The following is a 21,782-nucleotide window of genomic DNA, read 5'->3' on the forward strand; positions in this document are numbered from 1 at the left end:
GACCGCGCCGGGGCTCAGCCGCAATGCGCCTTTGGTTTGGCCTTGGCGGAAGCCTTGGCCGCCCGCCTGGTCTTCGGCGTGCGCGGGGGGCGGGCGAGCAGGGCGGTGGCTTCGCTGGCATCGATCGGCCGGCCGATCAGAAAGCCCTGCGCCTCGCTGCAGTGGTGGACACGCAGGAAGGCGAGCTGCTCGGCGGTCTCGACCCCTTCGGCGGTCGTGTCGATGCCGAGATCGGCGGCCAGCCCGATCACCGACTTGACGATCGCCGCGCTCTGCTGGTCGGTCTGCAGGTCCTGCACGAAGGACCGGTCGATCTTGACCCGGTGCAGCGGCAGCTTTCTGAGATAGCTCAGCGATGAATAGCCGGTGCCGAAATCATCGAGCGCGACGCGGACCCCCTCGGCCGACAGCGCCAGGAGGATCTCGAGCGCGGTCGCGTCGTCGGACAGCAGCACGGTCTCCGTGACTTCGACCTCGAACCGGCCGGGCGCCAGTCCGCTGGCCGCGATCGCCGTCTTGACGCGGGCGGCGATACCGGGATCGCGGAACTGCACCGCCGAGAAATTGACCGATATGCGAATGCCGTCCGGCCAGGCGCTGGCGGCGCGGCAGGCCTCCTCGACCACCCAGTCGCCGATCGCCCGGATCTGCCCGGTCGATTCGGCCACCGGTATGAAGTCGACCGGGGCGACGAGCCCGCGGGTCGGGTGATGCCATCGGATCAGCGCCTCGAAACCGACGATGCTGTTGTCGCCGAGGTTCAGGATCGGCTGGTAGACGAGGCGAAACTCGCCGCGGTGCAGGGCATTGCCCAGGTCGTGCTCGAGCGCGCGCCGCTCCCGCGCGAAGGCGTGGTCACTGGCGTCGAAGAAGCGGAACGAGCCGCCACGCGCGCCCTTGGCGTGATAGAGCGCGATATCCGCGCTCCTGAGCAGGGTGCGCGGGCTGTCGCCGTCGGCCGGCGCGGTCGCCAGGCCGATGCTGATCGTGTTCACCACCTCCTGGCCGTCGATGCGGAACGGCTGGGCGAAGGCGTCGACGATCCGGCGCGCGAAAGCGGTGGCCTGCTCGGGGCTCGCGACCTCGGAGGCGATGACCGCGAACTCGTCGCCGCCGAGCCGGGCGAGCCCATCGCCGATGCCGACACAGGCGCGCAGTCGGTCCGCCGCCTGGACCAGGATGTCGTCGCCGACGGTATGACCCAACCGGTCGTTGATTGCCTTGAAGCTGTCCAGGTCGAGCCAGAGCAAGGTGAACGGCCGGCGGTCCCGGGCCAGGCGGACGAAAGCCGCTTCGACGGTTTCGGTGAAGCCGACGCGATTGGGCAATTCGGTCAGCGGATCCCGCCGCAGCCGTTGCTCAGCGTCGAACTGGGCGACCAGCCGGCTGGCGTTCTCGATGGCGTAGGAAAAGACGGTGCGCAGCAGCACCAGCGCGTAGACGACCAGCAGGGCCGCGACCAGCATATAGGTCATGTCGCCGGACCGGCCGATGGCGATCGCCGAGCTGACGAAGATCGGACCGGTGAAGGCGACGGCCGCGATCGGGATGCCGCCGAGCCCAAAGGCGCCGCCGGCCAGCATGCCCGCGCAGAGGCAGGCGACGACCAGCTGCACGCCAATGGGGGCGGTGTTGAAGAACAGCAGCGGCACCGCCGACCACAAGGCGCCGAGCACGAAGGCATAGAGGACCGCCCGACGCACCGCCCGTTCCGACACGGTCGGCGGTGGCGGCAGGCCGCGCCGTTGCCGCTGCCTGAGATAGAGCAGGGCCACCAGGGCGATCACCAGGGCGGCCCAGATCGCGGCGCGGCCGGCATCGGGCGTGTGCCATTCGGCGGCGACGAAGATCAGCGCATTGCAGGCATTGGCGATCATGATGCCGCGCGAGTGCCGGAGCACGCCCGCCAGCTGCTCGGCGCGCAATCGGCCGGCGACCGTCGCATCGGTGGCGGGGCCGCCGAAAACGGCCAGGTCGCCCGAAAAGACCTGTCGAATCTTGTTCAGAAGCACGTCTTGCACGACAGACCTCGGACACATCTTCGCATGGCCGGAGCGATACAGGCGGTGATGGGCACGGGCATCCCGCCAAGCATGTCTACGGCGCGTCAGGATAGACCAACAGAAGTCACCGATTTCGTAACGCTGCCGAAAGGTTAGGCCGGAGGCGAGTCCGGAGTAGGGGATAGGGGGTAGGGAGTTGGATGGAGAGTGGGGACGGCGAATGGGGCACGATGGTTCGAGCTTCGCACAAACCCTCTCCCGCGCCGACCTGGGCGAGGGGTGGCGCGCTCCAAGGCCTACCGTCGGAACCTGAGATCCAGACCCTGCGCGGCCCAACCGGCTTCGATCGCATCCATGTCGGCCTGGCCTGACGGGTTGGCCTTGCTCGGTGCCCAGGCCTTGCGGGCCGGCCAGTTCTGCCGCCAGAGAGCCAGCAGGCGCCGCAACTCGCCGAGCGGATCGGCGTGATCGTCGACGCGGATGTCGAGGTCAGGGAAATCCTCCGTCGTGGTCAGCTGCATCGCCGCCGACTGCCGGCCGCGCCGGTCGCCGCCGGCGGCTTCGCCCGCGAGCATCGCCGCCATCATCCGCTCCGGCAGGGCGAGCCCGACGCCGGTGGCGAAGGCGTCGAACGAGCCGCCGACGACCTCGGCGCCGGCCAGCATGTTGCCGGCCACCGAGACATGGGCGCCGGTGCGCTCGCCGCACCATTCGACGCAGTTGCACCCGGTCCAGGCGGCGCTGCGTCCCTGGGCGTCCACCGCGTGGACCTGGCGCAGCCCGCGCCCCTCGTCGTGTCGCAGCGCCTGTTCGATCGCCTCGGCCGGCGCGAGGCCCGCAGCGAGGCCGTCGAGCACGGCCGGGCCGAGATAGCGATTGGTCATCGACTGGGTAGAGACCGCGCCGATGCCGGATCGCACGAAGGGACAACTCGCCCCGACCGCGAAGGCGCGGGTCGCCACCGCCACGCCGAAGGCACCGCTCGCCGGATCATGGGCGACGATCGACCAAGTCATGCCACATCCTTCATGCCACATCTTTCATGCGAAAGCCTTCATGCTGGGCACCATGCGCGGACAGGCGTCCGGTCACTTCTTCTCGATATTCCACAGCGCCAGATTGGACGCCGCGAAGACGCCGGTCAGGTTGCGCCTGTAGGCGGTCGGCTGGAGATATTGGCCGAGCTGGATATGGGTCGGATAGGCCGCCTCCCGGCGCTGCACGGCTTCGGCCAGCGCCTTCTGCGCCTGGGGGTCGGTTTCGCGCGCGAAGGCGTCGCGCAGGCGTTCCAGTTCAGCGTCGCAGGGCCAGCCGAAGGCGGCCCGCTCGCAGCTGGCGTTGAGAAAGGAGGTGGAGGCCGGGTCGAGCACGTCGATCGAGCCCCACGACGTCAGGAAGGCGCTCCAGCCGCCGGCAGAAGGCGGCTCCTTCTTCACCCGCCGGGACACGAGGGTCTGCCAGTCCATCGCCTGCAGGTCGACCTTGAAGCCGGCTCGCTCCAGCAGAGCCTTGGCGACCGGCGCGAGATTGGCGAGCGAGCCGATATCGGTCGACTGCATCAGCACGACCGGCGTGCCGTCGTAGCCGGCCTCCTGCAGCAGCGCGCGGGCGCGGACGAAATTGCTCTCCAGCTTGTCCTCGAAGCCGGCCTCGGTCTCGAACGGCGAACCGCACGGGTAGAGCGATCGGCAGACGCGGAAATAGCGCGGGTCGCCAATGGTCGACTGCAGGAAATCCTGCTGGTTGAAGGCATAGGCCACGGCCTGGCGGATGCGCGCGTCGTTGAACGGCTTGTGCAGCACGTTGAAGCGGAAGGCATATTGCCGGCCCATCGGCGCCAGCACGGCCAGCGCGATGTTCGGATCCTTCTCGACCAGGGGCAGGAGGTCGTGCGGTGGCGCCTCGACCAGGTCGATCTCGCCCTGCAGCAGGGCATTCACCTGGGTCTGGGCATCGGGCAGCCAGATCCACTCGACCCGGTCGACCCGCACCACCTTGCCGCCGGCCATGCCCGACGGCGGCTCGGCGCGCGGCCGGTAGCGCGGGTTGCGGACATAGACGGCGCGCTCGCCGGGTTTCCATTGGTCGCGCAGGAAGATGAACGGGCCGGAGCCGGTGGTTTCGGTGATCTGCGTATTCGGGTCGGTCTCGGCGACCCGCTTCGGCATGATGAACAACACGTTCGACGAGGCCTTGCCGAGCGTCGACAGCACCAGGCCATAGGGTTCCTTCAGGCGCAGTACGAAGGTCTTGGCGTCGACCGCCCGGAGCTCCGCCGTCACCGCCATCAGCTTCTGCGCCATGCCGTCGCGGGCGCCCCAGCGGCGGATCGAGGCGACGCAATCCTCGGCCGTCACCGGCTGGCCGTCATGCCATTCGAGACCGTCGCGCAGCCTGAAGGTGAAGGTCAGCTTGTCGTCGCTGACGGTCCAGCTGTCGACCATCTGCGGCTGCACCGCCATCTTCTCGTCGACCGCGAACAGCGTGTCGTAGATCATGAAGCCGTGATGGGTCGAGATCAGCGCCGTGGTCCAGATCGGGTCGATGATCTTGAGGTCGGAATGCAACGCCACCCTGAGCGTGGTCTCGGCCGCCGCCGGGCGCAGGGCGAGGCCCGGCAAGGTGAGGATGGCCGCCGCCGCGGCCATGCGGCAAAGGCCGCGCGCGGCGAGCCGCGCCTTGCAGAAAATGCCCATCGTCGCCTCGCCCACCAGGCCGTTCCGCCCGACGCGCCTGCGCATGGGAGCGGAGCCGGCATTTCCCCCCGGAAATCAGGCCACGACGATAGCATGGGTTGCCGGGCGCGCAATGCGAACGGCATGCGGAATTGGGGTTGCGCGAGCGGGCGGTTTTGGCAGGTGCGGACAGCGTCGGGAACAGCAAGATCATCGGGGTATTCCGGACCGACGCCAAAGCGAAAAAACGCAGGCAAGACAACTCTCTCCCAGAGGGAGTGGGTGGCGCCGGCAGGCGCCGGGTGAGGGGGCGTCCATCTCCGGAGAGGGCGGAACCTGCTCGTGCGCCGGCACCAATCCTAAGAGCTTACGCCCCTCACCCGGGTCCTGACGGACCCACCCTCTCCCTCGGGGAGAGGGTTAGCTGGCCGGTGCTTTTCGTGCCGAAACCGCCGCCGGCCCGACCTCTTGAGCCATCGCCCAGCCCACCCACCCGCCGATCCCCCGACATCCTCGCCCGCCTGCTGCAATGCTGCGCGCCACATAACGCAAAACAAGCGCTTCACAATTCACGCCCGGAGAGCGAGGAATGCTCCAGGCCCGACGCTGGCTCCGGCCACATAAAAGAGGGGAATGACCATGATCTCGCGCAGGAACATTGCAGCCGCCGCCGGCATTGGTGCGCTGGCCGCCTCGATGGCCGCTGGTGTCGGCACGGCCGCGGCACAGGCGGCCACGGAAACCGCCCTGGACCGCATCCGCCGGACCAAGAAGCTGCGTATCGGCGCGATCGCCGGCGGCGCGCCCTATTACCACAAGGACATCGCGTCGGGCCAATGGCGCGGCTTCTATATCGACCTGTCCAAGGCGCTCGCCGAGGAGCTGGAGGTCGAGCTGGAAATCCTCGAGACCACCTGGGGCAATTCGGTGCTCGACCTGCAGTCGAACAAGCTCGACATCTTCTTCGGCCTGAACCCGACGCCGAAGCGCGCGCTGGTCGTCGACTTCTCGGTGCCGGTGTTCAGCAACGCCTTTTCGATGGTCACCAAGAAGGGCTTCGCGCCGCGCAACTGGGCCGAGCTGAACAGCCCCGACGTGAAGATCGCCGTGGATGTCGGCTCGTCGCATGACCAGGTTGTGACGCGCCTCTGTCCCAAGGCGCAGATCTCGCGCTTCAAGACGACCGACGAAGCGACCATTGCGGTGCAGACCGGCCGCGCCGACGTGCAATGCCTGGTGCTGATCCTGGCCCTGACCGTGCTGAAGAAGAACCCGGCGATCGGTCAGTTCCTGCTGCCGACCCCGGTTTTCGCTACCACCTCCAATGCCGGCTTCCGTCGCGAGGCCGACAAGACCTGGCGCGACTACGTCAACACCTGGCTCGAGTTCAATCGCGGACTCGGACTGATCCGCTCGGTCATCATGTCCAACATGGAGCTGGTCGGCATTTCCGAATCCGACTTCCCCGCCGGCATCACGCTCTGAGGCCAGGCGCCCGCCGCGCCGCTCTCCCGTCGTCTTTCCGGCGGCGGGGGACGGCGCCTGCGTTCCGGTCTCCGGGACACGGCAAGACCACAAGGGAAATGTCGATGTATCAATGGGATTTCGGGTCGCTGTGGACCTATCGCTGGCTGTTCGTCAACGGCCTGGGCCTGACGGTGGCCTTCACCATCGCCATCGTCGTGCTCGGCCTGGTCGCCGGCATGATCTTCGGCCTCGCCAAGCTCTCGCGTTTCGCGCCGTTGCGCTGGCTGACGACAGGTATCAGCGAGGTGTTCCGCTGCACGCCCGTGCTGGTACAGCTTGTCTGGTTCTATTACGCGCTGCCGATCCTGACCGGCATCGAGATCTCGGCGACGCTCGCCTCGATCCTGGCGCTGTCGCTCTATGGCGGGTCGTTCTACGGCGAGATCATTCGCGGCGGCATCGTCTCCATCGACAGCGGCCAGAGCGAAGCGGGCATGGCGCTCGGCATGACGCCGATCCAGACCATGCGCCGGATCATCCTGCCGCAGGCGCTGAAACGTATGATCCCGCCGCTGATGAACCAGTCGATCATCCAGTTCAAGAACACCTCGCTGGTCTCGGTGCTGGCGGTGCCGGACCTGCTTTACCAGGGCCAGGTGGCGGCCCATGACAGCTACCGGCCGCTGGAAATCTACACCCTGGTCGCGCTGATCTATTTCGTCGTGCTGCTGCCGTTGACGCTGCTGGTCCAATGGGGCGAGAAGCGGCTGGCGACCAGCGATTGAGGGGCGTCATGAGTCCGCAAGACGTGACTTCGCAGGACATGATCGAGATCACCGCGCTGCGGAAGCGGTTCGGCGACCTGACCGTGCTCAAGGACATCAATTTCAAGGTGCCGGCCGGCGGCGTGGTGGCGCTGATCGGGCCGTCCGGTTCCGGCAAGTCGACGCTGCTGCGCTGCATCAACCTGCTGATCGTGCCCGATGGCGGTGCGGTCAGGGTGGGCGCCGACACGTTCCGGTTCGGCGCCGGCACCCGGCTGCCGGGCACCCGGGCGCTGGCGCGCTTTCGCGCCAATACCGGCATGGTGTTCCAGCACTTCAACCTGTTCCCCCACATGACGGTGCTGCAGAACGTCATGGAGGGCCCGCTGACCGTGCGCCGCAAGTCGAAACCCGAGGCGGAAGCTCTGGCGCGCGGCCTGCTCGCCAAGGTCGGCCTCGCCGACAAGGCCAGCGAATATCCGAGCCGCCTGTCAGGCGGGCAGAAGCAGCGGGTCGCCATTGCCCGTGCGCTGGCCATGGAGCCGGCGGTCATGCTGTTCGACGAGGCGACCTCGGCGCTCGATCCCGAGCTGGTCGGCGAGGTGCTCGCGGTGATGCGGGCGCTCGCCAAGGAGGGCATGACCATGGTGATCGTCACCCACGAGATCGCTTTTGCCCGCGAGGTCGCCGATCACCTGGTGTTCATGCGTGACGGCCAGGTGGTGGAGGAGGGGCCGGCACGCGAGGTGATCGACAATCCGCGCGAGCCCTCGACCCAGGCCTTCCTGAGCCATTTCCACAAGCGTGGTGGCGAGACCGCCGCGGCGCCGCGCTGAACCTGTTGCCGTCTGGCCGGTGGCCCTGCGCGACCTGACGATGAGGAACGATGTGACTGAAGCGGTGATCGAGCGTCTGCGGCTGTTCCTGATCGAAAGCCCGATCAAGATGGCGCGCCTGCAAGGTGTCGGCAACGTCAAGGGGTCGGTGAAGCGCGTGCTGGTCGAGCTGACCACCGGCGACGGCCTGGTCGGCTGGGGCGAGGCGGCGCCTTGGGAGGTGTTCACCGGTACGGCCGAGGCGGCTTTCGCGGCGCTCGACATCTACCTGCGGCCGTTGATCCTCGGCCAGCCGGTGAAGCGCATCCGCGCCCTGATGGCAAGCCTGGACAAGGCCTTGATCGGCCATGCCGAGGCCAAGGTCGCCGTGGAAATGGCGATGTTCGACATTCTCGGCAAGGCGACCGGGCTGTCGGTCGCCGATCTCCTGGGCGGCCGGGTGCGCGACACCATTCCGCTGTCCTTTTCCATCGCCGATCCGGATTTCGCCGCCGATCTCGACCGGATGCGCCAGATGGTGCCGGCCGGCAACCGCATCTTCAAGGTCAAGACCGGCGTCAAGCCGCATGCCGAGGATCTCGCTCATCTCGAGGCGATCCGCTCCGAATTCGGCGACGGCGTCGATCTCCGGCTCGACTACAACCAGGCGCTGGCGCCGTTCGGCGCGATGAAGATCCTGCGTGACGTCGACCGCTTCCAGCCGACCTTCATCGAGCAGCCGGTGCCGCGCCGCCATCTCGACGCCATGGCCTCCTTCGCCGCTGCGCTCGACACGCCGATCCTGGCCGACGAGAGCTGTTTCGACGCCGTCGACCTGATGGATATCCTTCGCCTGCAGGCAGCCGACGCCATCTCGGTCAAGCTGATGAAATGCGGCGGCCTTCTGAAGGCCCAGGGCCTGATGGCGATCGCCGACACCGCAGGGCTGCCGGGTTACGGCGGCACGCTGTGGGAGGGCGGCGTGGCGCTGGCCGCCGGCACCCAGCTGATCGCCGCCACACCGGGCATCTCGCTCGGCTGCGAATTCTACATGCCGCATCACGTGCTGACCGAGGACGTGCTGGAGGAGCGCGTGGCGAACCGCGACGGCCATGTCGTGGTGCCCGACGGCCCAGGCCTCGGCATCAAGGTCAGCGAGGCCTCGATCCGCGCCAACGCGAAGATCCTGGCGGAGCGCGCCTGATGCCTCGGCTCATGTCATCCATTGCGGATCGGTTCTCGTGATGCCCCTGCATGTCGTCGTCATCGGATCGGGCATTGTCGGTGCCTCAACCGCCATCGAGCTTCTCAGGGACGGCCATCGTGTCACCATCATCGAGCCCGGCGCGCCCGGCGGGCCGCAGGCGGCGAGCTATGGCAATGGCGCCTGGCTGAGCCCGGCCTCGATCATCCCGATGTCCATGCCGGGCCTGTGGAAGAAGGTTCCCGGCTATCTGCTCGATCCCGGCGGGCCGCTGACCATTCGCTGGCGCATGCTGCCGAGGCTCGCGCCCTGGCTGATCCGCTTCCTGCGCGCCGGCGCGACGGTACCCAAGGTGGAGGCCACCGCGCGCCGGCTGTCGTCGCTGCTCCATGATGCTCCCGCCCGCCACGCCGCGCTCGCCGCCGAGATCGGCGCGCCGGACCTGGTGCAGCGCCAGGGGCTGCTCTACGTCTATCCGGATCGCGCGGCCTTCGAGGCCGAGGCGCTAGCCTGGCGGCTCAGGCGCGACAACGGCGTGCGCTGGATCGAGATCGGCGCCGAGGAACTGTTCCAGCGCGAGCCTTCGCTTGGCCGGCACTATCGCTTCGCCGTGCTGGTCGAGGACGGCGGCCATTGCGTCGATCCCGGCGGCTATGTCGCCGCGATCGTCGCGCATGCGGTCGCCAAGGGCGCGACCTTGATCGCAGCCGAGGCCACGGGTTTCGACATCGTCGCCGGCCGCCTGCGCGCGGTCACCACCAGCGCCGGGCCGATCGCCTGCGACCGCGCGGTGCTGGCGGCCGGCATTCGCTCCAAGGCACTGGCGCGCGCCGCCGGCGACCGGCTGCCGCTGGAAAGCGAGCGCGGCTATCACGTCGTCATTGTCGATCCGGCAGCCGGGCCGCGCGTCCCGGTGATGCCGAGCGACGGCAAGATGGGCAATACCATGACCCGCCAGGGTCTGCGCGCGGCGGGCCAGGTGGAACTCGCCAGCGTCGATGCGCCACCCGACTGGCGGCGCGCCGACATCCTGCTGCGCCACGCGCTGTCGGCCTATCCCGCGCTCGACAAAGGTCCCTTGCCCGATGTGGCACGCTGGATGGGCCATCGGCCGTCCACCCCCGACGGCCTGCCGGTGCTGGGTCTCGCCTCAGCCTCGTCCGACATCGTCTATGCCTTCGGCCATGGCCATGTCGGCCTGGCCGCGGGCCCGGTCAGCGGGCGGCTCGCCGCCGATCTCGTTGGCGGCCGCCAACCCGCCATCGATCTCGAGCCCTTCGCCGCGACGCGTTTCTGACAGTGTGGCGGTATGGGCCGCCGCATTCCGTTCTGGAATGCGGCGGCGTGCGGCGCCGAAGGTCCGTTTGAGAACGCGTTGCAGGAAGGGCTCATGTCGCCTTGGCCGGGACAAGCCATCTTCGGTTTCGCTCTGGCCAAGAGAATTCGTGGATGGCCGGGACAAGCCCGGCCAGGACGAAAGGGGGCGGTGAGGAGGATAGGGGGCACCCAATCAGCACGAACCGGTCCGATCTGCCAGGCGATAGGGACCACTTTCGTTGGTCGCGCGCCTATCGTCCTCACTGCGTCTTGGCCGGGCTTGTCCCGGCCACCCACGACTTGCCCCGCCTTCAAGTGCAAGGTCCCTCGGGGCAAGCCCTGGTACGACGAGCGGCGGCTGGCTGCCCGGAACGGGGCTCGAACGGTCCCCCCAAGATCTTGGGCGCCACCGGCAAACAATGCTAAAGCCCGACGCCATGCCATTCTGGAATGCCCCAGGGAGTGTCGCGTGCTGCTGTCGCGCCGGCTGATGCCTTCGATGCAGGAGCTGGTAGCCTTCGAGGCCGCCGGCCGCCACGGCAATTTCACCAAGGCGGCGGAGGAGCTGGCGCTGACCCAGAGCGCCGTCAGCAAGCAGGTGAGCAAGCTGGAGGAGACGCTCGGCGTCGTGCTGTTCGACCGCAGCAAGGGCCGGCTCGTGCTGACCAAGCCGGGCCAGGCCTATCTCGGCGAGATGCGTCAGGTGCTGGCCTCGTTCGAAGGCGCGACCTATTCGGTCATCGCCTCCAGCGGTACCGGCGACATGTTGAACCTTGCCGTGCTGCCGACCTTTGCCTCGCGCTGGCTGATCCCGCGCCTGCCGAAGTTTCAGGCGAGCCATGCCGGCGTCACCATCAACATTACCACCGAGGCCAAGCCCTTCGAATTCAGCGAGAAGCCGGCCGATGTCGCGATCCATTACGGCGCGCCCAACTGGCCCCATGCCGAGATGACCTATCTCTGCGACGAGGCGGTGGTGGCGGTGGCGAGCCCGGCCTATGTCGCCTGCCTCGGCCTCGCAGAGGCCGGCGACCTCCTGGGCGCCACCTTGCTGCAGATGGCGACCCGGCCGAACCTCTGGGAACACTGGTTCGCCATGACCGGCGTCGCCCACCCGCACCCCTATCGCGGGCCGCTGATGGACCAGTTCGCCTCGACGCTCGAGGCCGCGGCCGCCGGCATGGGTGTCGCCCTGGTGCCGACCTTCCTGGTCGAGCGCGAGCTGAACGAAGGCCAGTTGCGGGTGCTGTTCGGCCGGCCCTTGCCGGGCACCGGCGCCTATTACGCCGTGGTGCCGCTCGACAAGCGCCACGAACCCTTGCCCGCCGCCTTCGTCAAATGGCTGGTCGAGGAGGCGGCGAGTTCGGCACGGGCCCGGCGGGCGATGAACGGGGCCTTGGACGAGACGCGGTGATCGGGCCCACCAGCTCAGGGCGAAATTCGCCCGGGTGACGCTGCCGCCGGCCGGCGCGGCCGGTTCGCGCGGGCGTTTCGATCTATGTTGCGGCCCTGCCGTCGCGCCATCGCAAGAGCGCGATGATCGGCGCCGCCGCAATGACCGCGCCGAACGCCATCAGCGCGAGCCAGAGCAAGGTGGTGATGCCGATCATGGAGGCGTGGAGCAGGCTGATGCCGGCCGCGGCGATGAATATCAGCAGGCGCAGGATGGTCCAGATGACGAAGGCGACGCGCCGGCCGGGGCGGTTTGAGGCGGGTACCCGGTTGCCGATCGTCATGGCGAGACCCAAGAACGCGCCGATAGCGACGAAAGGCAGCATCGTCGTGCCCAGCTCCCGGGCCTGTGTCACCTCGGCCCGGATCAGCTCCGGCAGGGATGCCGGCCTGGCGCGGAATCCCCAGGTCTCCGGTCCATGTTCCAGAGCCCAGATCGCGTCCTCCCGAGGCCGGATCACCTCGCCGACCCGGAATGACGCGGGGTCGATTTCATAGGTCGTCCAACTGCCGGGATCGACCGCGATGCAGCGCCGGGCAGCATCGCAGGCGAGCTGGATCACGGTGGTTCTCGGCGTGCGCGCGAGCGAGCGTCCCTCGGCATCGAGGATGACCGCGCGGGCTGGGTCGGCGCCGAGGATCCCGTCGCCCTTCAGCACGCGCAACTGGCCGGTCCGGCCGTCGGGCAGCGTGATCTCCACGCTCTCCGTGAAATAGGGGCTGTGGGCCTGGGTGGCGGTGGGCAGGACCAGGGCCGACAGGGCAATGAGCAGGGCCTGAATGAGCCGGGGCATGACTGATATCTCTGGATTCACAGGCGAGGGATACCATGGCGGCGGGGATAGCGTCATTGCACCGGCTTGCTGTCAGTTGTCTTGGCCACGGCATCGCCCTCGCACTAGCGTCCGCCGGAGAACCACCTGAACAGCCGCGCCACCGCCTGCCAGGCGCCCTGCTTTACCTCCACCGCCGGCGGATTGGCGAGTTCCCGCGGGGCCTCCGCCACCTTCGCGGCATTGAGGCTCAGCACGCCGATGGTCACCTCGCCATCGGTGAAATAGCGGTCGCCGCCGCCATTGATACCGGCAAGCGTCGGCCCGATGCCGGAGACCTGGTAGGTCGCGTCGAGCATGCCGGCCGCGGTCAGCCCGGCGATGACGAAATCGCGTTCGGCATCGATGTCGGGCGCGATGTGATGGGTCACCTGGCCGGTGAAATGGCTAAAGCCGACGCCGCGGTCGAAGCTGGCGGCGCCGAGCCAGACCGGCCGGCCCTCGGTGCCCCGGTCCAGCGCCTGCCAGAAGCGCACATGGTGACGGCGGTCGGCGCTGCCGCCCTCGGGTTTCTCGAAGGCGAGATCCTGCCTCCGGCCGTCGAACATCAGGGTGCTGACGGGAGCTTGCGGATAGGGCCGGGCGAATAGCACGCTGAGGCCGATGCCGAGGCTCGAGCGCAAGGTGATGGCGTCGGCCGGCGTCCAGCCGGCCGTGACCAGGGCCTGGACCAGCTCGCCGCGCGTGCCGACCAGCCCGACATTGATCGGGTCGCCGGGAATGCCCGTGGGGGTGGTGGTCAGCATCGGCCGGCCGGCAAGGCCCGGCTGGTGCTCATAATGCGACCAGACCTCGGGCAAGGCGAGATAGGCGAGCACCGCGTAGAGCAGGGCGAGAACGGCAACCGTGGTGGCCCAGAATTGCAACCTGAGGACCCGACGCACTGTCAGCATGACTCGCCATCCCGCCGCTCCGGCGCCAATGTCGCCGTCCGGCCCGCGCCGAGTCTAGCGGGCCGGCGCCTGGTGGCCAAGATGCCGTCTCGGCGGTTGCCGAATCCCTTGCGACATTGCTGCGCCTTGGCCCGAACGGGCACGGCCTGCTACTCTTGCGGTGCAACATGCGCCGCCGCTCGAGAGGGTCTCAATCATGACGGTCCAGGCCGTGCAGCCCGCCATCGACACCACACGGTTCCTGGCCGGTGCGCAATTCGCCGATGCCTTCAGCACGCTTGTCGACGATGCCGCGATCGACGCGCGCACCGCCGCCGAGCGGATGTTCACGCGCTCGCCGCGCTGGGTCACCGGCCTGTTGGCCCTGCGCAATCTGGCCGTCGCGCCGTTCGGGCTCAAGACGGCCGCCCCGCCGCCGGCCGATGCCTCCGGCATGATCGGCATCTTCCCGGTGCTCAGCCAGACGCCGGAGCGGCTGGTCGCCGGCTTCGACGACAAGCACCTGGATTTCCGGGTGATCGTCGACGTGTCCGAAGCCGCCGGCCGCCGGCGCGTCACCGCGACCACCCTGGTGCTCACCCACAACCTGCTCGGCCGGGCCTATCTCGCGGCGATCTTGCCGTTCCACCGGGTGATCGTGCGGACCATGGTGGCGCAGGCCGCCCAGCCGGCCAGGCGGTAGGGGACCGGGGGACGGCGTTCTTCGGAAGAAGCGCAACCCCGTATCCCACCCCTCACCCCGGCAATTCGTCGAGCCCGAGGCTGCGGGCGAGCGCGCGGACATAGTCGGCGTGGCCCCTGAGCGGTGTCGCCTTCGCCTGTTCGGCGAGCAGCCGGATCGCGCCTTGCTGCTCGCCGCGCGCTGCGAGCAGCAAGGCGACGTCGACCCGGGCCCGGCTCGACAGCAGCAGTTCGTCGTCGTTGAACGCCACCCAGCCGCGGATGATCGCGGCGCGCGTGCCGAAGCGGTCGAGGAAGGGCAGGCCCATGGCGCTCATCCGCCGGCCGATGTCGAGGGCCAGCGGATGCGTCGGCCGGTCGAGCGACCACCAGGCGTCGGGCAGGCGATAAAGCTCGGCGAGCCGCGTCCGGATCTGGCAATGCTGATCCTGAATGACGGCGCCGGGCGGCACCGGATTGTCATTGTCCCAGATCTCGCGGACATGGATGCCGAGATTGACCGTGAAGCGGCCGGAGAGGTCGCGGGCGAGATGGCCGAGATCGGCCGGCAGAGGTGGAACCGTGCCGAGCGCCGGCCGGCCGGTCTCCAGGTTGACGACCTGGACGAGGCCGTCCTCCGCCCGGCGGTTGAAGCTGCGGCCATGCCTTGAAAACCCGACGGGCTTCAACAGGCTGGCGAGCGTCGCCTGCACCGTGTCCAGCGCGTCGGCAAAAGGGGATCTCGGCATGGGCTCTCGACCGGCGGCGGTTCCGCGCCCGCCCTTATGCCGGAACCGGATGTCCGCATGATGGCCGCGGCGGTGTTGCGGGCGGTATCGTCTCGCTTATGGTGCAGTCCCGCTCGAACCAGGACTGGCCATGCCCGCCGCCACGCCCGATGCCGAAACCGTCGTCGCCCGCCAGCTCGATGCCTATAATGCTGGTGATATCGAGGCCTTCATGGCGTGCTGGCATGACGACGCCCAGCTCTTTGCTCATCCCGCGACCTTGCTGGCCGAAGGTGCCGCCGACATCCGCGCGCGCCATGTCACCCGCTTCCAGGAGCCGGATCTGTTCGGCCGGCTGATGAGCCGCATGTCTCTCGGCACCATGGTGGTCGACCGCGAGGTCGTCACCCGCAATTTCCCCGAAGGCCGGGGCCAGGTCGAGGTTATCGCGATCTACGAGGTCGAAGGCGGCCGGATCGCCAAGGCCTGGTTCAAGATGGGCGCGCCGGTGCTCGACCGGCCGGCGTGACCGGCGTCCGGGCCGGCGGCGGACCGCCGTGGCACGGGCGCGGCGCGATGCTCACATCGCCGCGCTCTTGACCTGAGGGCCGAAGGCGGGCTTTTTCAGCGCGCCCGCGTGCCGGTCGTCAGCCGGGGCGTCGCCTTTGCCGGCCGGGCCCGCATGCGCGCCGTCCCCGATGGCCCGTCGCCCTTGCTCGAGAGACGTCCCCGTTCATGCTGAATCAGATCATCGAATTCCTCGCCAAGGGCACCGTCGCGGCCATTTCCGCCATGGGTTATGCCGGTGTCGCGCTGCTGATGGCGATCGAGTCGGCCTGCATTCCCTTGCCGTCCGAGATCATCATGCCGTTTGCCGGCTATCTCGTCTCGACGGGTGAACTGACGCTGTTCGGCATCGCCACTGCCGGCGCCATCGGATGCAATCTGGGCTCGACGGTCGCTTATGCGGTCGGCGCGCGCGGCGGCCGGCCGGCGGTGGAGCGCTGGGGCCGCTATGTCCTGCTGTCCTCGGCCGATATCGACATGGCCGAGCGCTTTTTTGCCCGCTACGGCTCGGTCACCGTCTTCGTCTGCCGCCTGCTGCCGGTCGTGCGCACCTTCATCGCGCTGCCTGCCGGCATCGCCCGGATGAATGTCTGGCGCTTCCAGATCTATACGTTCGTCGGCTCGTGGATCTGGTGCTACGCGCTCGGTTATGTCGGCGCCCGGCTCGGCGCCGAATGGAACACAAATCCGACGGTCAAGGCGATCTTCCACCAGGCCGACGTCATCATTGTCGGGCTCGGCGTGCTCGGGATCGGCTTCGTGTTGTGGCACCGGCTGCGGCGGCGCGGCGCCTGACCAGCGCGTCGCGGCTCAGCCTTTTCGCAGCCGTCGCGCATTGGCCCGCACCTTGGTGCGGTAGCCTCGGACGATGCTGTCGGGCGAGGCGCCCAGCATCAACCGCCCGGCGGCCTCGGTCGCCGCCGCGACTTTCTCGCTCACCATCCGGCGCGATTCGACATCGGCGCGAGGGCCGCCGAAAGCAAGCCTGACCATGCGCAGGCCGATGACCTGTTGCGACTCGACGGCGAGCATCGCCAGGTTGAACCATGACCCGAACGGGTTGGCCGGTTTGCCGCGGCTCATGATGGGCGGCGCTCACGCATCGGGCGGCTCTGCCGGTTGCGGCGTTGGTTGCGCCGGGCAGGGCGTCTCGGCCGTTCGGCGGCGCCTGACCGGCTGGATCGCCTCGGCCGGGTCGGCCCGTCGGCGCCGGCCTCGACGCCTTGCGCGATCTCGTCGTCGCGGCTCATGCCGCCGCCCATGGCGCCACCGGCCGAACTGGCGCCGCCATGGCCGCCGTCGCGCTGGGCGGGCGGCACCTGCGCGAATGCCGGGCCCGCCACGGCGGCTGCGAGGATCCCGAAGACCAGGCCGCGACGATCGATCATGCGTTATCCTCCGGCTGTCGATGCAGCAGGGCAACGCAGCGGCAGGCCGATCGTTCCCCGCCGCGCCGGGCGGGCGCCGCTAGCCGAGCCAGCCGGTGAGCCGGAACCAGCCATAGTCGAGCGGCAGCAGGACCAGGAAGGTGACGGCGGCGAGCGCCAGGCAGAGCTTCAGGCCCTCGCGTGCCGGCACGTCGGCCATGGCCATGGCGACCACGATAGGGGCGGCCTGATAGGGCATCAGCGGCGTCGCGTAACCGATCACCTGGGTCATCAGCACGGTCGAGAGCGGCAGGCCGGTGGCATCCGCCAGCATGCGCGCCAGCGGCGTGAACAGGGCCGGCACGCCATTGGCGGTAACCACGAAATTCATCAGCGTGGTGAGCCCGACCAGCGAGGCGAAGCTTTGCGCCGGCCGGGCCGGATCGAGCGGCAGCCAGGCGATGACCGCGCGGCCGAGCGTGTCGCCGAGCCCGGTCTGGGTCACCACGGCGGCCAATCCCAGGATCGCTGCGACATAGATGCAGGTGCGAATATTGACGCCGCTGGCGAATTCGTCGCCGGTGACGAAACCGACGCGCGGCAGCAGGCAGAAGCAGGCGGCGGCGAGCCCGACCCAGGCCGGCTGGATGCCGTGCAGGGAATCGGTCGCCCACAGCACCAGCGTGACGGCGAGCAGCAGGCCGAGCCGGCGTTCGGCGGGACTGAGCGGCGCGGCGGGCGGTGCGGCAGCGGCAGGCGCGGGCGTGGCCGGAAACATCAGCGCGATCAGGCCGGCCAGCGCCGCGCCCTTGGCCAGGCCGAGCAGCGGCGCGTGCAGCAGGAGATAAGGCAGGTAGCCGAAATGAACGCCGAAGGCGGTCTCGGCGGCGCCCGACATCACCAGGTTCGGCACATTGGCCGGCAGGATGCTGGCCGAGAGCTGGAACGTGCCGAAGCCGACGGCAAGCGCCAGGCCCATGCGGCCACGGCTGGTCTTGCCGAGGCCGGCCTGGTCGGCGAGCGCCATGACGATCGGCATCAGCAGCGCGATGCGGCCCATGTTGGAAGGCATGACGAAGGCGAGGCCATAGGTCATGGCGACGACGCCGGCCACCATGCGCCACCAGGTGCCGGTGAGGCGGGCGGCGAGCAGGCGGGCGCAGCGTTCGGCTAATCCCACCTTGCGAATGGCGACGCCCAGCACGAAACCGCTCAGCACCAGCCAGAAGGCCGGCGACTGGAAGCCGGAGAACACAGTATCGGCCGGCGCCAGATGCAGCACCATGGCGGCGGTGAAGAACAGGAGCGCGGTGAGGAATTCCGGCAGCAGGGCGGCCGCCCACAGCAGGATCGCCACGGCCGTCACCAGCGCCGGCAGCAGCAGGCCGCCGGTCAATGAAAATGCACCCAAGATATGTCCCCCGACAGGCCGCGTGGCGAGGTTGCCGGAGGGGGGCGGCAAAGAGAATACGGAATTGCGCGAGGCTGCCTCGATATTTCGTCGAGCCAGGCGCCGGGGCGTCAGCCGGCCAGGACGTCGGTCGCCCGGTGGTCCTCTGAGACGCCGTCGATCAGGATGGTGTCGCCTTCGGAGTTGCCGGTGCGCAGCGCCAGGATGTCCTGATAGGCCGGCGAACGATACCAGCCCTGAGCGCTCGGTCTATCGGGGAAGGCGATGACGATGAGATCGCCGGACCAGTTGCCTTCGAGCAGTTCGACCTTGCCGCCATGGATGATGAACCGGCCGCCGAACGGCGCCAGCGTCGCATCGATGCGCTGGAGATATTCGACGATCTCTGCACCCATCCGGACATTGCGCAGGCGGGCGATGGCATAGGCGGACATGTTGGTCTTCCTCGGACGATGACCGGGCCGGGGCGGCCGGTTCGTGGGTGCACCATCGCGGTTCGAGGGAACGGGGTCGATGACGTCCGAGGTCATGGAAGGGCCATGCCGGGATCGGTCGAGCCGTCTCGAAAATTTCGTCGTGACTCTAATTAGAGAAATTGCTAAATATGGATCTCACCAGCGCCAACCGGAGATCCATGGGTATCAACGCAGTTTTCGAAGCCTTGTCGCATCCGGTGAGACGCAAGGTGCTGGCCTTGCTGAAGGCCGGCCCGATGAGCGCCGGCGACCTCGCCGGTCACTTCGAGCTGAGCAAGCCGACATTGTCGGTTCATTTCAACAAGCTGAAACAGGCGGAACTCGTCGTCGTGGAGCGGCAGGGGACCAGCCTGATCTATCACCTCAGCGCCTCCATTCTCGAAGAGGCCCTGGCCGGGCTTCTCAGCCTGAAGGATCAGGATCAATGAGCCGAATGCTGTTCTCGCGCCTCAACCTCGCGCTCTGGGCCGCGCTGGCGCTGGTGACGCTCGCCGGCCATGTCCTGGTGCCGGCGGACGCCGCCCTGCCGGTGCATTGGGGACTGAACGGCCAGCCCGACGCGTTCTGGCCGCGTAGCGCGGCGCTGGCCGTCGCGCCCGCCATGGTCATTGTCAACGCGGCGATCTTCGGCATCGCCGGCCGTTTCGCGCCACCTGAACAACTGGCTGCCGGCAAGCATGTCCTGGCCATCGCCGTGCCGGCCGTCTCGGGGCTCGCCATGGCGATCCAGGCCGGAATCGTGCTGATCGGGATCGGCTATCCCGACCTGATGGTGCGCATCATCAGCCTGGGCATTGGCGTCATGCTGATCCTGCTGGGCAATGTGCTGCCGAAGACCCAGCCCAACCGGCTGGCTGGCCTGCGCCTGCCCTGGATGAGCGCAGACCCGGCCCATTGGCGAGCCACGCAGCGGCTGACCGGCATCCTGATGATGCTCGGCGGCGTCGGCCTCGTGCTGTGCGGGCTGATCGTCCGTGACCCGCGATGGCTGGCGCTGGCCTTGGTCGCGGCGGTTCTCGTGCCGGCCATTGCAGGCACCGTTCGCGGCAGCCTCGGCGGACGCCGGCCGGCGAATGGGGCATGATGCGACGAGCCGCAAACCCTCGCCCGCTCGCGGGTGAGGGCTTGAAGAGGGCCGGCCCTTCATGGTCAGCGGAACCGCGCATGTCTTCGGCCGAAACAAGTCGTGGTCAGGCCGAACGGGATCGACCTGATCTCGCACATTCCACTCACCACGGCTCCGGCCCGGCGGCGTTGAAGAAGCCGCCGCTCGGGCCGTCGGCGCCGAGCGTCGCCAGCCGGATTGCGACGGCCGCACCCTCGGCGGCGCTCAGCGGGCCGGCATGGCCGTTGAGGTCGGTCGCGACATGGCCGGGATTGGCGGCATTGATCTTGATCGGCGTGTTGCGGAACTCCTTGGCGAAAGCCAGGGTGACCGCGTTCAATGCCGTCTTGGATGAGCTATAGGCGAGCAGATTGGTGGCGTAGGACGGGTCGGACAGCTTGGCGAGCGCACCCGCGCCGCTGCTCATCATCACGATGCGGGCCGCGGGCGCGGCGCGCAGCAGCGGCAGGAAGGCCTGGGTGACGCGCACCGGCCCGAACACATTGACCTCGTAGGTCGATTTCAGCAGCGCCATGTCGACCGCGCTCGGTGGCAGCCGGCTGTCGAGCGCGATGCCGGCATTATTGACCAGCACGTCGAGCCGGCGGGTTTCGCCGGCGAGCGCCGCGGCCGCGCGCATCACGCTGTCGCCGTCGGCGACGTCGAGCCGCAGGACGCGGACGTCGCCGATGGTCTGGCGCATCTCGCGAGCGGCGGCTTCGGCGCGCTCGATGTCGCGGCAGCCGAGCCAGACGCGGTAGCCGAGGCCCGCCAGCTGTCCGGCGATCGCGCGGCCGATGCCCTTGTTGGCGCCGGTGACCAGCGCGGTCTTGATGGTATTTGCCATGGTCTGCCCCCTGATGCCCGGCTTCGACGGCGCGATGCCGGGCGGAGGCAATGCCAGAGTGGGCGCGCAAGGCGTGAGCCGAATGCTGGCGGGTTCTTGCACAATCCTCGCAAAGCACCGATCTGCGGGAGCGGCGGCCTTGCGCGCCAGGCGCGGCCGCCGCCTTTGGGAGATCCGATGGAACCCTTGCATGAACTGCGCGCGCTGGTGGCGCGCCATTGCCTGGCCGGGCGCAGCCAGACGATCATTCCGCGCCTGTCGCTGATGCGTTCCGATGTCACGACGCCGCCGGCCCAGGGGCTCTACGAGCCGCTGGTCTGTTTTGTCGTGCAGGGGCGCAAACGCGTCACCTTCGGCAGCCGGTTGTTCGATTATGACGCCGCCAAATATCTCATTGCCTCGGTCGACCTGCCGGCATCGGGCGAGATCGCCGAGGCGAGCGAGGCGACGCCCTATCTCGCCGTGGCGCTCAGGCTCGATCCCGCCATGCTCGCGGCCATGCTGATCGACATGCCCGAGCAAACCGTCGATGCGGTCGCGGGCCCGGGTCTCACGGTCAGTCCGGTCACCGCCGAACTGATCGACCCCGTGCTGCGGCTGGTGCGCCTGATCGATCGGCCCTGCGACATCGCCATGCTGGCACCGCTGATCGAGCGGGAGATCCTCTATCGCCTGATGCGCGGCGAGCAGGGCGCCACGCTGCGCCAGATCGCACTCGCCGACAGCCGGCTGTCGCAGGTCCGCCGCGCCATCGGCTGGATCAAGCAGCACTATGATCGGCCGCTCCGGATCGAGGTCCTGGCCGAGATCGCGCGGATGAGCCCGTCCTCGCTGCATCGCCATTTCAAGGCGGTGACGGCAATGAGCCCGCTGCAGTTCCAGAAGCGGATCCGGCTGCAGGAGGCGCGCCTGCGTGTGCTGGCGGATGAAGCGGACGCCGCCAGCATCGGCTTCGCCGTGGGTTACGAGAGCCCGTCGCAGTTCAACCGCGAATATCGCCGGCTGTTCGGCGCGCCGCCCGCCCGCGACGCGGCCCGGCTGCGCGGCGCCGCCATCGACCGGGGCGCACTGGAACAGTCGTTATAGGGGGTGAGTGGCGCGCAAACCCTCTCCCACGAAGACGTCTACGGCATGCACATATCTCTGGAGAGGAAGTGCGGCGGATTGACTCGGGTGTGCGGCGGGGCTGGCCATTGCG

At 68.6% G+C, this 21,782-nt stretch carries 23 protein-coding genes; 12 read left to right on the plus strand and 11 right to left on the minus strand.

Going from position 1 to position 21,782, the window contains the following annotated elements; all coding sequences use genetic code 11:
- Positions 1 to 14: 14 nt before the first annotated feature.
- From AC07WJ_RS36265 to AC07WJ_RS36275, 3 genes are all read right to left on the minus strand, one after another.
- Complete coding sequence (locus AC07WJ_RS36265; RefSeq protein WP_494939607.1) at positions 15 to 2,021, minus strand: putative bifunctional diguanylate cyclase/phosphodiesterase; 2,007 nt, start codon at positions 2,019 to 2,021, stop codon at positions 15 to 17.
- Between the two features lie 278 nt (positions 2,022 to 2,299).
- Positions 2,300 to 3,019, minus strand: a complete 720-nt coding sequence (locus tag AC07WJ_RS36270; RefSeq protein WP_494939608.1) for a DUF1028 domain-containing protein — start codon at positions 3,017 to 3,019, stop codon at positions 2,300 to 2,302.
- A 72-nt stretch (positions 3,020 to 3,091) separates the two neighbouring features.
- Complete coding sequence (locus AC07WJ_RS36275) at positions 3,092 to 4,744, minus strand: ABC transporter substrate-binding protein (RefSeq protein WP_494939609.1); 1,653 nt, start codon at positions 4,742 to 4,744, stop codon at positions 3,092 to 3,094.
- A gap of 573 nt (positions 4,745 to 5,317) precedes the next feature.
- On the opposite strand from AC07WJ_RS36275, the gene AC07WJ_RS36280 reads away from it, so the two are divergent.
- The 6 genes from AC07WJ_RS36280 to AC07WJ_RS36305 all read left to right on the plus strand — a co-directional run bounded on the left by AC07WJ_RS36280 (position 5,318) and on the right by AC07WJ_RS36305 (position 11,659).
- Positions 5,318 to 6,163 (plus strand): transporter substrate-binding domain-containing protein, encoded by an 846-nt coding sequence (locus AC07WJ_RS36280; RefSeq protein WP_494939631.1) that lies wholly within the window; start codon positions 5,318 to 5,320, stop codon positions 6,161 to 6,163.
- 104 nt (positions 6,164 to 6,267) lie between these two features.
- Positions 6,268 to 6,930, plus strand: a complete 663-nt coding sequence (locus AC07WJ_RS36285; RefSeq protein WP_494939610.1) for an amino acid ABC transporter permease — start codon at positions 6,268 to 6,270, stop codon at positions 6,928 to 6,930.
- An 8-nt stretch (positions 6,931 to 6,938) separates the two neighbouring features.
- A complete protein-coding gene (locus AC07WJ_RS36290) occupies positions 6,939 to 7,745 on the plus strand; it encodes an amino acid ABC transporter ATP-binding protein (RefSeq protein ID WP_494939611.1) in 807 nt (268 codons plus the stop codon).
- Positions 7,746 to 7,797: 52 nt separating this feature from the next.
- On the plus strand, positions 7,798 to 8,928 hold the full coding sequence (locus tag AC07WJ_RS36295; protein WP_494939612.1) for an enolase C-terminal domain-like protein: 1,131 nt from the start codon (positions 7,798 to 7,800) through the stop codon (positions 8,926 to 8,928).
- Between the two features lie 40 nt (positions 8,929 to 8,968).
- Positions 8,969 to 10,225: an NAD(P)/FAD-dependent oxidoreductase gene (locus AC07WJ_RS36300; protein WP_494939613.1), complete on the plus strand. Its 1,257-nt coding sequence runs from the start codon at positions 8,969 to 8,971 to the stop codon at positions 10,223 to 10,225.
- A gap of 489 nt (positions 10,226 to 10,714) precedes the next feature.
- The gene (locus AC07WJ_RS36305) at positions 10,715 to 11,659 is read left to right on the plus strand and encodes a LysR family transcriptional regulator (RefSeq protein ID WP_494939614.1); all 945 of its coding nucleotides are present in this window, start codon (positions 10,715 to 10,717) and stop codon (positions 11,657 to 11,659) included.
- An 82-nt stretch (positions 11,660 to 11,741) separates the two neighbouring features.
- On the opposite strand, the gene AC07WJ_RS36310 is transcribed toward AC07WJ_RS36305, so the two are convergent.
- Together AC07WJ_RS36310 and AC07WJ_RS36315 are read right to left on the minus strand one after the other, a co-directional pair.
- Positions 11,742 to 12,491: a hypothetical protein gene (locus AC07WJ_RS36310; RefSeq protein WP_494939615.1), complete on the minus strand. Its 750-nt coding sequence runs from the start codon at positions 12,489 to 12,491 to the stop codon at positions 11,742 to 11,744.
- 104 nt (positions 12,492 to 12,595) lie between these two features.
- Entirely contained in the window at positions 12,596 to 13,423 is an 828-nt protein-coding gene (locus AC07WJ_RS36315) for an LssY C-terminal domain-containing protein (protein ID WP_494939616.1), read from the minus strand.
- Between the two features lie 196 nt (positions 13,424 to 13,619).
- Here AC07WJ_RS36315 and AC07WJ_RS36320 point away from each other — a divergent pair, with 196 nt between their 5' ends.
- Positions 13,620 to 14,105, plus strand: coding sequence for a DUF2867 domain-containing protein (locus AC07WJ_RS36320; protein ID WP_494939617.1), 486 nt, complete (start codon positions 13,620 to 13,622; stop codon positions 14,103 to 14,105).
- A 52-nt stretch (positions 14,106 to 14,157) separates the two neighbouring features.
- Here the strand turns inward: AC07WJ_RS36320 and AC07WJ_RS36325 are convergent, their stop codons facing one another.
- On the minus strand, positions 14,158 to 14,832 hold the full coding sequence (locus AC07WJ_RS36325) for a DUF4304 domain-containing protein (protein ID WP_494939618.1): 675 nt from the start codon (positions 14,830 to 14,832) through the stop codon (positions 14,158 to 14,160).
- Positions 14,833 to 14,962: 130 nt separating this feature from the next.
- Between AC07WJ_RS36325 and AC07WJ_RS36330 the strand changes: the two genes are divergently transcribed.
- Positions 14,963 to 15,340 carry a nuclear transport factor 2 family protein gene (locus AC07WJ_RS36330; RefSeq protein WP_494939619.1) on the plus strand — a complete coding sequence of 126 codons (378 nt, stop codon included), beginning with the start codon at positions 14,963 to 14,965 and terminating at the stop codon, positions 15,338 to 15,340.
- Positions 15,341 to 15,546: 206 nt separating this feature from the next.
- Complete coding sequence (locus tag AC07WJ_RS36335; protein WP_494939620.1) at positions 15,547 to 16,173, plus strand: DedA family protein; 627 nt, start codon at positions 15,547 to 15,549, stop codon at positions 16,171 to 16,173.
- Between the two features lie 15 nt (positions 16,174 to 16,188).
- Here the strand turns inward: AC07WJ_RS36335 and AC07WJ_RS36340 are convergent, their stop codons facing one another.
- From AC07WJ_RS36340 to AC07WJ_RS36355, 4 genes are all read right to left on the minus strand, one after another.
- Positions 16,189 to 16,461 carry a hypothetical protein gene (locus tag AC07WJ_RS36340; protein ID WP_494939621.1) on the minus strand — a complete coding sequence of 91 codons (273 nt, stop codon included), beginning with the start codon at positions 16,459 to 16,461 and terminating at the stop codon, positions 16,189 to 16,191.
- Complete coding sequence (locus tag AC07WJ_RS36345; RefSeq protein ID WP_494939622.1) at positions 16,458 to 16,766, minus strand: hypothetical protein; 309 nt, start codon at positions 16,764 to 16,766, stop codon at positions 16,458 to 16,460. The genes AC07WJ_RS36340 and AC07WJ_RS36345 overlap by 4 nt, the downstream gene beginning before the upstream one ends.
- 79 nt (positions 16,767 to 16,845) lie before the next feature.
- Positions 16,846 to 18,156, minus strand: coding sequence for an SLC13 family permease (locus AC07WJ_RS36350; RefSeq protein ID WP_494939623.1), 1,311 nt, complete (start codon positions 18,154 to 18,156; stop codon positions 16,846 to 16,848).
- Between the two features lie 110 nt (positions 18,157 to 18,266).
- Entirely contained in the window at positions 18,267 to 18,590 is a 324-nt protein-coding gene (locus tag AC07WJ_RS36355; RefSeq protein ID WP_494939624.1) for a DUF1330 domain-containing protein, read from the minus strand.
- Positions 18,591 to 18,790: 200 nt separating this feature from the next.
- Here AC07WJ_RS36355 and AC07WJ_RS36360 point away from each other — a divergent pair, with 200 nt between their 5' ends.
- Positions 18,791 to 19,060: a metalloregulator ArsR/SmtB family transcription factor gene (locus AC07WJ_RS36360; RefSeq protein WP_494939625.1), complete on the plus strand. Its 270-nt coding sequence runs from the start codon at positions 18,791 to 18,793 to the stop codon at positions 19,058 to 19,060.
- The gene (locus AC07WJ_RS36365) at positions 19,057 to 19,716 is read left to right on the plus strand and encodes an SdpI family protein (protein ID WP_494939626.1); all 660 of its coding nucleotides are present in this window, start codon (positions 19,057 to 19,059) and stop codon (positions 19,714 to 19,716) included. The genes AC07WJ_RS36360 and AC07WJ_RS36365 overlap by 4 nt, the downstream gene beginning before the upstream one ends.
- A 145-nt stretch (positions 19,717 to 19,861) precedes the next feature.
- Here the strand turns inward: AC07WJ_RS36365 and AC07WJ_RS36370 are convergent, their stop codons facing one another.
- Positions 19,862 to 20,584, minus strand: coding sequence for an SDR family oxidoreductase (locus AC07WJ_RS36370; RefSeq protein ID WP_494939627.1), 723 nt, complete (start codon positions 20,582 to 20,584; stop codon positions 19,862 to 19,864).
- Positions 20,585 to 20,761: 177 nt separating this feature from the next.
- Between AC07WJ_RS36370 and AC07WJ_RS36375 the strand changes: the two genes are divergently transcribed.
- A complete protein-coding gene (locus tag AC07WJ_RS36375; protein WP_494939628.1) occupies positions 20,762 to 21,670 on the plus strand; it encodes an AraC family transcriptional regulator in 909 nt (302 codons plus the stop codon).
- The last annotated feature ends 112 nt before the right edge of the window (positions 21,671 to 21,782 follow it).

Source organism: Phreatobacter sp. GW821-FHT04C01 (assembly GCF_059420385.1).